Annotated in this window: 17 protein-coding genes and 1 pseudogene; 2 read left to right on the top strand and 16 right to left on the bottom strand. The window is 32.8% G+C overall.

Going from position 1 to position 15,017, the window contains the following annotated elements; all coding sequences use genetic code 11:
- Positions 1 to 96: 96 nt before the first annotated feature.
- Positions 97 to 1,413 (bottom strand): ammonium transporter, encoded by a 1,317-nt coding sequence (locus J7574_RS16825; protein WP_290971086.1) that lies wholly within the window; start codon positions 1,411 to 1,413, stop codon positions 97 to 99.
- Between the two features lie 322 nt (positions 1,414 to 1,735).
- On the opposite strand from J7574_RS16825, the gene J7574_RS16820 reads away from it, so the two are divergent.
- Both J7574_RS16820 and J7574_RS16815 read left to right on the top strand, forming a co-directional pair.
- Positions 1,736 to 2,710, top strand: coding sequence for a Gfo/Idh/MocA family oxidoreductase (locus tag J7574_RS16820; RefSeq protein WP_290971083.1), 975 nt, complete (start codon positions 1,736 to 1,738; stop codon positions 2,708 to 2,710).
- 79 nt (positions 2,711 to 2,789) lie between these two features.
- Positions 2,790 to 4,325 (top strand): YifB family Mg chelatase-like AAA ATPase, encoded by a 1,536-nt coding sequence (locus J7574_RS16815; RefSeq protein ID WP_290971080.1) that lies wholly within the window; start codon positions 2,790 to 2,792, stop codon positions 4,323 to 4,325.
- Between the two features lie 68 nt (positions 4,326 to 4,393).
- On the opposite strand, the gene J7574_RS16810 is transcribed toward J7574_RS16815, so the two are convergent.
- The 15 genes and pseudogenes from J7574_RS16810 to J7574_RS16740 form a co-directional block, all read right to left on the bottom strand.
- Positions 4,394 to 5,620: an outer membrane beta-barrel protein gene (locus tag J7574_RS16810; RefSeq protein WP_290971077.1), complete on the bottom strand. Its 1,227-nt coding sequence runs from the start codon at positions 5,618 to 5,620 to the stop codon at positions 4,394 to 4,396.
- A gap of 326 nt (positions 5,621 to 5,946) precedes the next feature.
- Positions 5,947 to 6,816, bottom strand: a complete 870-nt coding sequence (locus tag J7574_RS16805; protein ID WP_290971074.1) for an alpha/beta hydrolase-fold protein — start codon at positions 6,814 to 6,816, stop codon at positions 5,947 to 5,949.
- Between the two features lie 19 nt (positions 6,817 to 6,835).
- On the bottom strand, positions 6,836 to 7,207 hold the full coding sequence (locus J7574_RS16800; protein WP_290971072.1) for a hypothetical protein: 372 nt from the start codon (positions 7,205 to 7,207) through the stop codon (positions 6,836 to 6,838).
- 123 nt (positions 7,208 to 7,330) lie between these two features.
- The gene (locus J7574_RS16795; protein ID WP_290971069.1) at positions 7,331 to 7,834 is read right to left on the bottom strand and encodes an SRPBCC domain-containing protein; all 504 of its coding nucleotides are present in this window, start codon (positions 7,832 to 7,834) and stop codon (positions 7,331 to 7,333) included.
- Positions 7,835 to 7,885: 51 nt separating this feature from the next.
- The gene (locus tag J7574_RS16790) at positions 7,886 to 8,383 is read right to left on the bottom strand and encodes an SRPBCC domain-containing protein (RefSeq protein WP_290971066.1); all 498 of its coding nucleotides are present in this window, start codon (positions 8,381 to 8,383) and stop codon (positions 7,886 to 7,888) included.
- Complete coding sequence (locus tag J7574_RS16785) at positions 8,373 to 8,699, bottom strand: helix-turn-helix transcriptional regulator (RefSeq protein WP_290971063.1); 327 nt, start codon at positions 8,697 to 8,699, stop codon at positions 8,373 to 8,375. The genes J7574_RS16790 and J7574_RS16785 overlap by 11 nt, the downstream gene beginning before the upstream one ends.
- A gap of 153 nt (positions 8,700 to 8,852) precedes the next feature.
- Positions 8,853 to 10,040, bottom strand: coding sequence for a hypothetical protein (locus J7574_RS16780; protein WP_290971060.1), 1,188 nt, complete (start codon positions 10,038 to 10,040; stop codon positions 8,853 to 8,855).
- A 232-nt stretch (positions 10,041 to 10,272) separates the two neighbouring features.
- Complete coding sequence (locus tag J7574_RS16775) at positions 10,273 to 10,719, bottom strand: DUF2314 domain-containing protein (RefSeq protein WP_290971057.1); 447 nt, start codon at positions 10,717 to 10,719, stop codon at positions 10,273 to 10,275.
- Positions 10,720 to 10,775: 56 nt separating this feature from the next.
- The gene (locus J7574_RS16770) at positions 10,776 to 11,249 is read right to left on the bottom strand and encodes a DUF1572 domain-containing protein (RefSeq protein ID WP_290971055.1); all 474 of its coding nucleotides are present in this window, start codon (positions 11,247 to 11,249) and stop codon (positions 10,776 to 10,778) included.
- 32 nt (positions 11,250 to 11,281) lie between these two features.
- A complete protein-coding gene (locus J7574_RS16765; protein WP_290971053.1) occupies positions 11,282 to 11,833 on the bottom strand; it encodes a hypothetical protein in 552 nt (183 codons plus the stop codon).
- 232 nt (positions 11,834 to 12,065) lie between these two features.
- Positions 12,066 to 12,431 carry a hypothetical protein gene (locus J7574_RS16760; RefSeq protein WP_290971051.1) on the bottom strand — a complete coding sequence of 122 codons (366 nt, stop codon included), beginning with the start codon at positions 12,429 to 12,431 and terminating at the stop codon, positions 12,066 to 12,068.
- Positions 12,432 to 12,542: 111 nt separating this feature from the next.
- On the bottom strand, positions 12,543 to 13,004 hold the full coding sequence (locus J7574_RS16755; RefSeq protein ID WP_290971049.1) for a DinB family protein: 462 nt from the start codon (positions 13,002 to 13,004) through the stop codon (positions 12,543 to 12,545).
- Between the two features lie 26 nt (positions 13,005 to 13,030).
- A complete protein-coding gene (locus tag J7574_RS16750) occupies positions 13,031 to 13,483 on the bottom strand; it encodes a hypothetical protein (protein WP_290971047.1) in 453 nt (150 codons plus the stop codon).
- Between the two features lie 129 nt (positions 13,484 to 13,612).
- Positions 13,613 to 14,515, bottom strand: a complete 903-nt coding sequence (locus J7574_RS16745) for a pentapeptide repeat-containing protein (protein WP_290971045.1) — start codon at positions 14,513 to 14,515, stop codon at positions 13,613 to 13,615.
- A 235-nt stretch (positions 14,516 to 14,750) separates the two neighbouring features.
- Positions 14,751 to 14,840, bottom strand: a pseudogene (locus J7574_RS16740) (transcriptional regulator); the annotation flags it as partial.
- Positions 14,841 to 15,017 lie beyond the last annotated feature (177 nt).

Here is a 15,017-nt window from a genome sequence, read left to right as displayed (position 1 = left end):
GAATATTTAAGAAGCTCATTCAAACAAAAAGCACTCTAAGTCAAATTTAGAGTGCTTTTTTTATTAAATCAAGTAATGTGATAAAGGGCAAATATCTTATAAGAATTCTCCGTGTTGAGAAATGTCTAATCCTAATTCTTCTTTTTCTTCAGTAACTCTTAGAGGAGTAATTTTATTTACGATGAAGAATAAAACGTAAGAACCTACAAAGGCAAAGATTGAAACAGCAACTAAAGCTGTTAATTGGTTGATGAATAATGTTGGAGTTCCGAAGATTAAACCTTGGTTGTCTCCAACTGCAGGATTGATTGCTTTAGAGGCGAAAACACCAGTTAATAACATTCCTACCATACCACCAACACCGTGACAAGCAAATACATCAAGAGCATCGTCGATTTTTCCTTTAGGGAATTTACTAACTACAACGTTACTTACAATTGCAGAGAATAAACCGATGAAAATTGCGTGAGGGATGCTTACATATCCAGCAGCAGGAGTAATAGCAACAAGACCTACAACAGCTCCGATACAAGCTCCAAGAGCAGATAATTTGTGTCCTAAAATTTTATCAAGGAAAACCCAAGCCATAGCAGCAGCGGCAGCAGCAACAGTAGTTGTTCCTAAAGCTTGAGCAGCAAGACCATTTGCTCCTAAAGCAGATCCAGCGTTGAAACCGAACCATCCGAACCAAAGTAAACCTGTTCCTAATAATACATAAGTAATTCTAGCAGGATTTACTTTTTGAACTTTTCTTTTTCCTAAGAAAATAGCTCCAGCCAAAGCAGCCCATCCAGCGCTCATATGCACTACTGTTCCTCCGGCGAAGTCCAGAACTCCCATTTTGAAGAAAACTCCATCAGGGTGCCATGTCATATGAGCAAGAGGAGCATATATTAAAATAATGAATAAAACCATGAATAATAAATAAGCCCAGAAACGGATACGTTCTGCAAAAGCACCTGTAATTAACGCAGGAGTAATGATGGCGAATTTTGCCTGAAATAATGCGAATAAAATAAATGGAATGGTTGGTGCAAGGCTCCACGCTGTATTAGTGCCAACTCCTGCAAAGAACAAATTCTCAGAAGGATTTCCGATAAATCCTCCAATTGTTGGTCCAAAAGCCAATCCAAAAGCAACAACGGTCCATAGAATAGTAACAATTACCATTGCCATAAAACTTTGAAGCATAGTGCTGATTACGTTTTTCTTACCTACCATACCTCCATAGAAAAATCCTAATCCAGGTGTCATTAGCAATACAAAAGCAGTTGCAACGATCATCCAGGCAGTATCTCCAGTATCAAACTTTACAGCTTCTGCAGGAATTGGGTTGTCTGCAATAATAAAGTTTGAGATAAAGCTTAGTACCAAAATCGTGATAAGAATCACACTTAAAATAATTTTTCGCATAGTTATTTAGTTTTTAGTTTTAAAATTTTTTATAAAAGTATAAAATCATTTAATACCCCCTAAAAAAATAGGGTTGTTTGCTTGATTTTTATTAAATTTAAAATTTAACCCCTTTCATTTTGTATGAATTTCTTAAAACAAACTTAAAATTTACAATTTGACAACATTTTTTTTTCACTTACCATCATTTTTGATAATTTTTGGGGTAATTGATTGCTATTTTTTGTAGGATAATAGATATTTGTTGTTTAAAAAACGTCTGTAGATTGTTGTAAAGAATGTTTTTTAATCTTTTTAACAATTTTGATGCTTATAATATAATATGGGAAATAGAAGAATTAAGTGGGGAATAGTTGGACTTGGAAATATTGCAAGTCAGTTTGCAACTGATTTAATATTGATTGAAAATGCTGAATTGACGGCAGTTGCATCTAGAGATTTTTCTAAAGCCGAGCTGTTTGGAGGAAAATTTAATGCTTTAAGAATGTATAATTCTTATGATTTACTTTTTGAAGATCATGAAGTAGAAATTGTATATATCGCAACTCCTCATAATTCACATGCCGAATTATCTATAAAAGCATTAGAAAGTGGCAAACATGTTTTATGCGAAAAACCAATGGCGTTATCACACAAGGATGCCGAAAGGATAATTGAAGCTTCAAAAAAACACAATAAATTTTTTATGGAAGCTTTTTGGACACGATTCATACCGTCAGTTCAAGATGTTTTGCAGAAAATAAATAAAGGAGCAATTGGCAACATAAATTATATAAAAGCCGATTTTGCCTTTCACGGAAGTGAAACAGAAAACAAAAGACTTTTTGATAAGGAACTTGGTGGCGGAGCATTATTTGACATTGGTGTTTATTCATTGTTTTTGTCTTATATACTATTAGGATATCCGAAAGAGATTTTAGCAAAAGCCATTAAACATAAAAATGATATTGATTTGAAGACTTCGATGATTTTGCAATACGAGTCGGCGCAATCGGTTTTGCACGCTTCTATAGTTTCAGAATCTGATATGAAAGCTGTGATTTCTGGAACGGAAGGAAGAATAGAATTAAACACACCGTGGTTTGTTGCCGATGGTTATTCTTTATTTAAGAACGAAGAAAAAGAAGCAACGTTTACTTTGCCAATACTTGGAAAAGGATATTCTCATGAAATTATCGAGTGCCAAAATTGTATTTTGAATGATGAAATTGAAAGTAAACTTTGGTCACATCAGAATTGTTTGGATTTGAGTAGAATAGTGGAGGAAGTTAAAACTCAGATTGGGCTTTCCTTTTAAAATTTTTTAAATTGTAATAAAATATTTACATTTTAATATTTTTTCATTAGTTTTAAAAACAATTAATGAAGAGATAATTATGTTAGTAAAAGTTTACGGAAGTGCCGTTTTTGGAGTTGAGGCCACAACGATTACTGTTGAGGTTCATATGGATAAAGGAATTGGTTATCATTTAGTTGGACTTCCAGATAATGCCATAAAAGAAAGCAGTTTTAGAATCGCAGCCGCTTTAAAGAATAACGGATTCAGTTTTCCAGGAAAAAAAATCACCGTTAATATGGCGCCTGCCGATCTTAGAAAAGAAGGTTCTTCTTATGATCTGACTTTAGCCATGGGAATTCTGGTCGGTTCAGATCAGATTAAAGCTCCTGAAATTGAACGTTATATAATCATGGGCGAACTTTCTCTTGATGGAAGTCTGCAGCCCATTCGCGGAGCATTGCCAATTGCTATAAAAGCTAAAGAAGAAGGCTATAAAGGTTTTTTTCTTCCGATTCAAAATGTAAAAGAAGCGGCGATCGTTTCAGGTTTGGATGTTTACGGAGTTTCAAATCTAAAAGAAATCATCGATTTTTTTTCAGGCAAAGGAACGCTACAACCAACTGTTATCGATACAAGAGCAGAATTCTACAAAACGTTAGATTTTCCAGAACATGATTTTTCAGACGTACGCGGACAAGAAAGCATTAAACGCTGTATGGAAATCGCGGCAGCCGGTGGACATAACATTATTTTAATTGGTCCGCCTGGAGCGGGAAAAACAATGTTGGCCAAACGAGTGCCGAGTATTTTGCCGCCCATGACTTTGCGTGAAGCTTTGGAAACTACTAAAATTCATAGCGTTGCAGGAAAACTGAAAGAAGTCGGATTAATGAATCAGAGGCCATTTAGGAGTCCGCATCATACTATTTCGAATGTGGCACTTGTTGGTGGAGGAAGTTATCCGCAGCCTGGCGAAATTTCGATGGCGCATAATGGTGTTTTGTTTTTGGATGAATTGCCAGAATTTAAACGAGATGTTTTAGAAGTAATGCGTCAGCCTTTGGAAGATCGAGAAGTGACGATTTCGCGCGCTAAGTTTACAATTACCTATCCTTCGTCTTTTATGCTTGTGGCGAGTATGAACCCAAGTCCAAGCGGATTTTTTAACGATCCGAGTATGCCGAATACTTCTTCACCACACGAAATGCAGCGTTATATGAGTAAAATTTCGGGCCCGTTGTTGGATAGAATCGATATTCATATTGAAGTAACGCCCGTTCCATTCGAAAAATTATCAGACGAACGAAAAGCAGAAAGCAGTGTAGAAATTCGCAAACGTGTTACAGCGGCGAGAGAAATTCAAACCAAACGATTTGAAAGTGTAGAAAACGTTCACTACAACGCCCAAATGAGCAGTAAACTCATTCGAGAATATTGTGTTTTGGATGAACCTTCAAAAGAATTATTAAAAACCGCAATGGAACGTTTGAATCTTTCTGCCAGAGCCTACGATAGAATTTTGAAAGTTTCGAGAACCATCGCCGATTTGGATCATTCCGAAAATATTGTTTCTTCTCATATTGCCGAAGCGATTCAATATCGAAGTTTGGATAGAGAAGGGTGGCTTGGGTAATATCTTATTCCTTAAGTTATATATGCTAACTGAGAATTTTATCAGTTAGCATATATAATTAAGATAAATTAGAAGAAAGAATATCCAATAATTAAAGAAGTGGTTTGGTAAGTCGAACGCCAGTCTGGATTATCGGCCAATATACCTCTAGGGGTCTGATATCTTATCTCTGTACTAAATTTATCCAAAAATTTACATCCTAAACCAAAACCGAAATTAATACCTGACTTTACCTCCAATTTATTTAGTTCAGATCCATCTTTTCTTGCGATGTTGACTTTAGAGTTATTACTAAAATCTACAACAAGAGATCCGTTGGCAAATATTTGGATATTTTTATTAATGAAGAAATAACGTCTAACGCCAATTGGCAATTCAATCGACTTGTAATCTATTTTACCTGTCAGAGTGCCGCCAACAACTTGAGAACTTTGTATTGTTTGTTCTCCTTTGTAATATTGGTACGTGGGTTCTACAATAATAGACCATCTATTTTTATTAAAGGGCAAAATAAATTCGGCTTCAATTCCTAAACTAAAGCTTGATTTTCCGCCAAAATCAAAACCAATTCCTTCAAAAACAGAGTTGTCTATAGATAAAGAACTATTATTATATCTAGGTCTAAGTGTAAGATTGAATAAGTCTTTATTTTCTTTTACTTCCGGATCAACAAATTCAGAATTTACACATTTATTATATTTTGTAAAAATGCGCATAAGAGCATTTTTAGTATAGCTTAATGTCTCGTATTCATTTTGTTGAATATTGTCACATTTCAAGTCAAGATAAAGTTGTTCTCTGAAATAGTTGTTTTTAGCAATTTGGTCATCATTTACAAAGTAAGTTTTGTAAACAAGCTGCTTTATTTCAGGACCATTTATTTTGTAAAAGAAACGTCTTACAGTTCCGTCATCAAACAAATACAAAGAAGCATTTCCTTCCATAAGTACCTGTAGAAATAGATTTTCTTCTCGAAAAATAGGATTTTTATCTTTAGTCATATTTTGCAAGTTTTTTGTAGATCGATCTATATTTACAATTGATCGTATAAATTTATTTCGACCAGAAACTCCAAATTCTTTTACAGTCTTAATATCTGCATCTATAATTGGTGAGCCATCAGAAAGACGGTATCTGAAATTGGTTGGAGTGTTTTTCCAATCTATATTTTCAATTAAGCATTCTGTTTTTTGATTGTTCTCTGAGATAATATATCCTTTTTCGAAAGCTATTTGAGAATAATTTTTAATAGTAAAGAGTAAAGTTAAAGCAATAAATAAAATTTGTTTTTTCATTAAATTAAATAGGTTATTAGATTTGTTTTATTTTGATTTAGTATTTAAAGGGATTATTTTTTATAATTGAGATTAAAAATAGTTGGGTTTAGCGTAGATTATTTTGATTGTTTTTTTTTGATTTTTTTGAGCCAAATATACTGTGATACGAACCTACAATCTTTACGGGAAACCGTAATTTTTGTTTATTTTTTTATAAAACCTATTTAATGCTTTTTACTATTTTACTATTCTTTGATTTATAATTGATTACTATTTTTTTTATGCGGAAAAATATAAAAAGAGCGTCTTCTTTTATGGTTTTTTGAATAAACAAATCGATTTTTTTATCCCTTACTTTTAGAATAAAAAAACTTAAAAGAATTAGCAACAGCGGTATGCAGAATCGATCCGTGGTTTTCTTCGGGGAAATAATCGAAATAGATTTTTACGTTTTTACTTTTGGACTCTTTTAGTTTTTCGGCTAATAAATTGGCATCAACTTCCATAACACGCGGAATTTCTGTTGGAGTCAATCCTTCTTTTCCAACAGCAATATAAATTTCAGTTTGCTGATTGAAATTTTCTTTTAGCATTTCAGAATCTAAATCTAGCAATGAGCCATTATTCCACCACAAACTAGGGCTTACAATAACGTACTTATTAAAAAGGAACGGTTTTTTTAGCAGTATTTCAGTTCCTAATAAACCGCCTAAAGATTGTCCAATAATGGTTTTAAATTCGTTGGTTTTATATTTTTTATCAATAAAAGGCTGTAATTCTTTTTCGATAAAAGCTATAAATTGATCAGAATGTCCCGTTGTCGGAAAACGAGTTTTATCTTTTTCAAGAGTGGTTGGAAAGGTAAAATCTCTTTTTCGGTCAACTGTAGCAATTCCGACCACAATTGATTTCGGAACTTGATTGATCCATTCAAAGCTATTAAACTGCACCAATCCAGAAATGTGAATAAAATCTTCATCAGCAGAACCATCCAATAAATAGATTACAGGATATTTTGTGGCTTCAGCAGGATTGTAACCTTCAGGAAGATAGATATTAAGAATTCGTGTTTCGTTTAATTCTTTCGATTGGATTTCGTCAATAACACCTAATACAAAAGGTTTAGAGGTTTCTGTGATTTTAGTTTTGTTTTTTTGGCTGAATACTAAACTGGAGGATAGAAGTAAAAAAGCTAGAGAAAGAAGTTTGTTCATTATTTATTATTGAAAATGTTTATTTAAAGTCATTAGGTTTTACTTCTTGTGCGGGTTTATAATAACTATTTCTGTTTGTAGTAACAATTAAAACGCCCGGTTCTCCTGACTTTCCGTAAATATTAATGCCAGTTTGTTTTTGAAGAGCAATAATTTTGGCAATTTCAATTTTTGAAAGTGCAAGTCTTTCTTTTTCTAAATCCTCATAACGATGCGTAATTCCATCAACAACTACCATTGGATGGTCTGTAATTTTTCCTGCTTTGGCAAGATTTGCAATAGAGTCCGATAAATATAATTTGTCTTTTCCTTCGTCTGAAAGTTCATATCTATTTTGGGAGAAAACGGCAACTGAAATGAATAAAAAAAGCGCAGTAAAGAATTTCATCATTTTATTTTGTGTTTACGGTTAAAAAAAATAACTTTTTGTAGTAAAAATTGATTTTAGAACCGAAAATTACAAAAAAATCCTGCAATTATGCAGGATTTAACATTTTGAATTCTATTTCAGGTTTTATTTTTCTTCTCCAGCAAAAATAGCATCCAAACCTTCCATTGCAATCGTAAAGCCTTCTTTGAATCCCATTTGGATAATCATTTCTAAATCTGACAATTTCTCGTGTTTGATTACAATATCAACAAAAGTAGAACCGTCTTTTTCAGAGAAGGTAACATTCCAATCAGATCTCGGAAACTCTTTGTTTAAATTTCCTTCGCTATCCGAAAAGGCGTCCAGCCATTTTACATTTGTTGTCGGATTTATTGAGGTATAATCGGCTATTGCCCAATGTTCTTCGCCTTCTGGACCAACCATGGCGTAAAGTCTTCTTCCGCCTTCTTTAAATTCCATGCTTTTTGTTTGGGATTTCCACGGAGCTGGCGCCCACCACAAATCCAGAATTTGAGGTTCTGTCCACGCAGACCAAACTTGTGGCAAAGAAGCATTAAATTCGCGTTTTACATTTACAGTATTATTTTCTTTATTTACAGTAAAATTCATTAAAAGATTTGATTTCATTTTCTTAAGATTTTAAAGTTTGTTAAATAGTTAATTCAATTAAAGCAGCTTTTATTTCTCCGCTAAGATTTTATCCAAACCTTGCATTGCAGAAGTAAAACCTTCTTTAAAGCCCATTTCAATTATTTTTTGCAGTTCTTCAAAACTGTCTCTTTTGATCATAATATCAACAATTGTCGAAGTGCCTTGTTCAGAAAAAGAAATATCCCAGTACGAACTTCCAAATTCAGAATTTGGATTTCCTTCTCCGTCAGAAAAAGTGGCTGAATGCTTAAAGTTGGTTTTAGGAGAAATCGAAGAATATTCAAAATAACTCCAGCGTTCAGTACCGTCTGGACCAACCATAGCGTAAAGTCTTCTTCCGCCTTCTTTAAATTCCATGATTTTGGTTTTAGATACAAACGGAGCCGGCGCCCACCATAAATCTAGAATTTCAGGTTTTGTCCACGCAGACCACACATTAGACAATGGCGCGTCGAATTCGCGTTTTACATTTACCGTTTTATTTTCCTTGTCTACAGAAAAATTCATTAATAAATCAGTTTTCATTTTCTTTAGCTTTTAAGTTTAGTAATACTTGATCCAATTGACTAAAACGCTGTTCCCAAATTGCTTTAAACTGCTCCAGCCATTGATCAACTTCTTTCATTTTTTCAATTTTGAGCTGATAATAAATCTCTCTGCCCAATTTCTTTTCTTCCAATAAATCACATTCATTTAAGATTTTAATGTGTTTAGAGACGGCCTGTCTTGTAGTTTGAAACTGCTCTGCAATTGCATTTGGTGTTAATGCAGTAGAGGAAATCAAAACTAATATTGCTCTTCTAGTCGGATCGGCAATAGCTTGAAAAATATCTCTTTTCATCTTTTTGAATATAAATTCGCAACTAATCAGTTGCAAATATACGCAACTTTTTGGTTGCGCAATTCAAAAATGTGATTTTTTTTCCAGAAAAAGAATTTAAACAAAAAAGGACGCATTTTTGATGCGTCCTTTCGTTATAATTATATTGTAGAATTATCTTGTAAATTTATTTTTTACAATGATGTCTTTAAGCTTGGCTTTTAGGTCTTCTCCTGTATCAAAAACCATTTGTTCGTTGTTCGGAAAAGGAACAGCTCGCCTGTCAAAATACGATAGATAATTATCATCGCAAGCCCCTCTATTTCCTTTATATGTTGAATAAATATTCTCAAAAACATACTCACTGCTTATCGGGAAAGTCTGTACAAGCTGATTGGTTTTTAAATCTATGTAATCTACTTTTGCTGTTACGAGGCAAGATTTAAATTGTCTAAATTCGTATACCGTCGCGGTAAGCGTTCTGTAATTATCTACTTTTATCTCTTTGCCCAAACTATCTTTTACAGGTCTTCCGCGGCTGTCCAAAAGCGTTTTTACACCATCTTTTACCTGTCTTTCCTTTACAAATTCTTTCTCTTTAATCTGCTCTGGCGAAATAGCGATCTGTTTGAAACTAAGAATTAAACTATAATCATACTTTACATTTTTTTGTCTTTCGCTATGATAAACCGTCCATTTATCATTTAAGCCGTAAGTTTTAAAATCCAGCAAATCTTCCTGAAGCATTTTCGGAATCACCATATTTGTTTCGTTTTTTGCATAAACATCTACGAAATCAGTTCCTTTAAAAAGGGCATCATCCATCAATTTTTTAGCGTCTTTATAACCTGGATTAATATTTTCCAAATAAGCAAAATCGTCGTATGCTTTTCTGAAATCCATTTTGTTTTTCGATTTCAAAAGAGCAGAAGCGTTTTCGTACAAATATTTAGAAAGAGCATTTTTACTGTTTACAAGCTCGGTAGAATAATTATCAAAAGGAAAATAAGCATTTTTTCCCTGTTTCAATAAAGACAACGGAAGAAGCGGTCTGATTTTTTCTTGACGGTTATTCAGCTGTAAATACGTATTGTAAATACGCTCTGCATTGGCAGGATTATTCTCTTTGTTCAGCATTTCCAAATCGCGAAGATCGCGGTCTTTGGCTTTTGCAAAAGCTTCTTCTAGTAAATAAACGTAATCTTGTTTGCCTTTAGAATCTTTTTTGGTACGAAGCGCTTCGACCGAGCGATCAATTGCACCGTCATAATTTCCGTCGCTAAGCATTGATTGTGTTGTCTTTACCCCACAAGAAGAGAAGGCTAAAAACAATATAGAAAATAGAAAAGTAATTTTTTGCATAGTCTGTTTTTTGAAGGTGTAAATATATCTTTTTTAACATTCAACAACTATGCCTTTTTTTAATTTATTTAAGGAGCAGAAAAAGCGATTTTCATAAGAAGCACCTGTCCCGCTTTCGCCTTTATCTCTGCGAGGATATCGGCTCTATCGGGGCTAGATTAGAAGTTTTGTTTTTTATAGGAAATATGAAAATTAGGGGTAAATTCTTCTGCTTTTAAGTTTAGAAACGAATTTAATCTATCAGCATACCACTTTCTTCATCAAATGCTTTTCGTTCTTCTTCGCTCATTCGGTCTCTTAAAACTCGTATGGTATAACCTCCATAAAGCTTTCCATTTATAAGATACATCCAATCACTAATTTTAGAAGTTTCAATATCGATTTTGTCTCCTGCTTTATATTCTGTAATGTATTCAGGATCACTGTTTAAAATTCCAGAATAATTTCCGTCTTTATACTTAATTTCTCCAATCCACATATGTTCTATGCCTTCCGAATTAGAAAACTTAACTTTTAAAGAATGGCTATCAGCATTAGCATTAGACAATCCTTTATTGAATTGATCTAGTGTTTCGTTTGCTTCTAAAATTGCCGCATTCATTTCTGCATCTTCACTTTCTACGTTGTAAATTGTTGGTTCGCCTTCTCTTTCTATTTTATTAGAATCTTTACAGCTCATTAGACAAAGAAAGCTTATTAAGAGTAAAAAGTTTGTTTTTATTATTGTATGGTGTATTAAGTGGTAGTTGTTAATTGTTTTTTAAGCAAGACAACCTGTCCTAAATGATAATAGCTATGCTCAATCATAGCTTCGATATTTCTTTTATAAGTTCCGTATTTTATATCTACAAATACATCATCGAGTTTTTCGTCGGACATTTGTTCTACTAAAGAAGCAAATTCTTCGGCGTCATTCCAAAATTGAGTTAGAAAAGCGTTCCACTGTTCTTGAGATTGAATGGGCGGAAAATCAAAACTAAATTTATCTTTTATTTCCAAAGATCCATCTTTAAAAACCTGATTGATTCCGACGATGTAATAATGAATATGCTGTGCCAGAGCCGCAATTGTATTTAAATTCTGAATGGGAGTAACAGCAATTTTCCAATCTAGATTTTCGAGCTGATCTTTAAAATTGGTATTGGCAATCCAAGTTCCGTTTAAAATAACTTCTCTAAAACGATTTGCAATTTCGGTTGTACTTTTCATATTCAATAATTTAAGAGTTTATATTTATGAACTCATTCCTGCTGAATCCACTCGTATTTTCCGTTTTTTAGATAAATAATTCCGCCTCCACAGCTTTCTTCCGCATGAATAAAAAAACCATCATCTGGAAGTTTTATTTTATCTTCTTCTTTAACTTCTTCTTCGCCCATAATTTCACCGTCATCGTTTACATTGTTCCAGACAATTTCTCCTTTTGGTGCTTTCTCAAATTTCCCGACCCAGTCCATTTCGTCAAATCCTTGACCTAAAACATTTTTTCCAAAACCTAGATAATCTGTTCTTTTTCCATTTCCGAAAGTGATTTTTAGACCGCTTTTACCATTTTTTGTACTTCTGAAAATTTCTACTATTTCGTCTAAATTATCTCCATCCAAATCACACAAAATTCTGTTGATTTTATGTTTGGTCGAAAGTACAGTTGTATCTGCTTTTTGCGTTTTTGGTTCTTTCTTTTCAGTTACTTCCAAAGAATCTTTCGGATTAATTTTAGGAATTTCTGTTTTTGTTTCTTTTTTACAAGAAATAGTAAGTACAGATAAAAGGAGTAGAGTTCTTATTTTCATATTAGGCTTAGATAAAATTTTAAAGCGCTAATATAAAAAATTACGTACGAAAATATATAGCTTTATGAATTATTGAATGGCATACTTTAAATCATTTTATGAATTGCCTCCAGCTTTAGTTGGAGGTATACTATTGATATTAAAAAAGGCTTTAGCCCAAAAAACGATTTGGCTACAGCCCTTTTTGAGACTTTATATAAAACTCCAGCTAAAGCTGGAGGCAATTGAAATATTATTTTTGTTTTCTAATTTTTACCTGATACACAATCTCCCAAAAAATAATAGAGAAAACAGCATTGGCAAAAATGGCAGTTTTAACTTGATACGGATCATAATTGACAAACAGATGCAAATTGGTAAATTGTAAAGCCAAAAACATGGCTAAAGCAGCAATTCCAATAGCACAAAGTGCATTAAGCAAAGGTTTCCATTTCAGTGCTGTAAAGGCATAAATAAGGTTCAAAATACCGAAACCAGCTCCTAAAGTTACAAACGGATCACCTTTAAATTTTTCGTTTAATTCAAGTAGTAAATGTGTAGAAGTAAGATATAAAAAGAAGAGAATGGAATAAATTAGAATTCGTATTTGTGGTTTCATTTTGATATTTTTATGATGATTTTTTTATACGCGAAAATACTATTAAATGATGAATGCCAGATGAAGTATATGAACTTCATAGAATTAAGATTAACAAACTTTTTTGATTATTTAGGAAAGTGTACTTTTGAATTTTTCAATTTGCCTTCTATGACGTAAGACATGTACAATTGCATGTTCCATCATTTGTTCAATATCATAAACTTGTCCCCAAGAAGTTGTTATTTTCTTCTCGTTGTTGCATTCTTCCAATTGATTATCGCTAAAATTTTCAAGCATATTTTCAGTGAAAATAAAAAATGCAGTTAGATCATTTTGATATTCGGAAACAGTCTTTCTATATACAAGATCTGGAATGTTATTTTGCTCTCCCAACAATTTTTGAATGTACAAAGCATAAGCATATCCTGAACGAACTACATGCGCGAGTATCGATTGAACTGATACATCATTGATTGTTGCTGTAATTGCTGTGTCATTAAAAGATGAGATTGTTTTACTTAAATCTAAAATCGCTCTTTCGTATTCATCAAGTATAGCGCCAATAGCTCCTTGTCTGTATGTTTTGGTCATGTTTTGCAGCGTTATCTAAGTTTATTTTATGGCAAAAGCGTTTCTATTTTGGTTTCCGATTTTTCTTTTAGCGGACTATCTGCCTTTAAACTCCAAATGATTAGAAATTTTCCTTTTACAACATATTCTTCCGGATGCTCATCCGTTGGCTCACCTGCTTTACCCCAAAGCAAACCTTGCAGGAAGCGATCGCCTTTAAAAACGTGATCGAATTCAAAATACATAATGGAACCACGATCTGCTTTGCTTTTAAAACTCTGAATAGCTTTACTTTTTATGGTTCCAACAATGTTACTGTAGGTTTCAATATCATTATAAAAACTACAAGCTTGCGGCGTAATGCAAATATTTCCGTCGCTTACCATATAACCACCTTTCGGGATTTCTTTTGGTTTTAGTTTTAAATCAGCAATGGTTTGGCTAAATGAATTAGTTGCAAATAATAGGAATAGTGTAAATAGGAAAATTGTAGGTTTCATTTATTTTGGGGTTTGATTTGGTATGCTAAAATAGAATTTTTATTTGAGTCTGTTAAACTTGATTTTGATGAAGAATAGAAAGATTTATAAATAAGCTTGCGTGAACGTGAAATTCACGCAAACATAGATTTATGTTAACAAAGTTAGTCCAGTTAAATCAGCTTTTCCGTTTTTAAGAAATTCATAAGTTATGCGGTCAGCCTGACAGTCAATAAATTGAATGCCTTTTAGCTTTTTGGATTTAAAAAAAGTATTTGTAATTGTTGCGTTTTTAAAAGTGACTTTTGAAAAAGAGCAGTTTTCAAAAGAACATTCTTCTATTGTGCCATTAAATACCACATCAGAAATATGAGATAATTTAAATGCTGAGAGGTTCCAAACGGCATTTTCTAGGACACATCTTTTAAGTTCAGATGTCCTTAATTCGACCCCTGAAAAATTTGCCTTTGAAAAATTACAGTTTTTAATTTCACTAGAAGAGAATTCTGCATCAATCAGTAAACATTCAATAAACTGATTTTTGTCTAAGTTAGAAGTCTGAATTTTACTGTTTCTTAAATCTGAATTTGAAAAATCGCAACCTAGAATGTTGTTGGATTTAAGTATTAAGTTCGACAAATCGGAACCAATTAGTTTACAATTCTTCATATTTGAAGTACTGAATTTGTCCTTAAGATTACTTAGCCCGGAAAAGTCTGCATCAACCCAGTTTCCAGAGGACATATTCCAATTTAAACCTAAATTAGTTTTAGGTTTTGTTGTTGGAGTTTCCGCAAATTCGTTTTTTGGAGCTTCAAATTGGCTTTCTGAAATATTAGATTTGAACGTTTCGGAAAAATAGTTTAAGTCTACACCGAGAATTTCTGCAATCCGGTTTAATGTAGAAATGTCCGGCATTGATTCGCCTCTTTCCCATTTTCCAACTGCTTGTGAACTAATTGATACTTGTTGTGCAAGACCTGCTTGCGAAAGGTTGTTTTTCTTCCTAGCTGCAGCAATTTTATCGCCTATTGATTTTGAATTTAGCATCATAATTAATTTTTTTAGTTTGATACTGCAAAGCTATATTTTCTCATTGCCTGTTTACAAATAAAGTCAGCTACCAATAGTTGTAATTACGCTACTTATAGTTGTTATTGACAACCAGTGGTGGCTTTTGATCATTTTGTTAAACTCAATTTCTTTTAACTGATTATTTTTCTGTTACAAAAAAAGCACAAAATCATAAGATAGTTGTGCTTTTGCAAAATTTTTATTTTTGAAGGAATTATTTTCCTTTTAGTAATTTTTCTAAATATTCGTTTTTGTCTTTTTCAGCTTGAACCAAACGTTCGTAAAGTTCTACAACTTTATCAAGTGATTTCTACCGAATATGTCTTAGTTGTTGTGCTCATATTTCAAAGGTAATTTTTTTGAATGAAATACTGTCGTTATTTTTTGAATAACAAATATATGTTTTTTCAGACAGGAATTAATCTTTTGACTTTTAGAATTTAATTTAGACAAAAGTTTAAAGTTCCAATTATCTCCAATC

The sequence above is a fragment of the Flavobacterium sp. genome, assembly GCF_017744675.1.
Taxonomy (GTDB): Bacteria; Bacteroidota; Bacteroidia; order Flavobacteriales; family Flavobacteriaceae; genus Flavobacterium.
The sequence above is the reverse complement of the archived record's forward strand: the minus strand, read 5'-3'. Positions and strand labels throughout refer to the sequence as shown.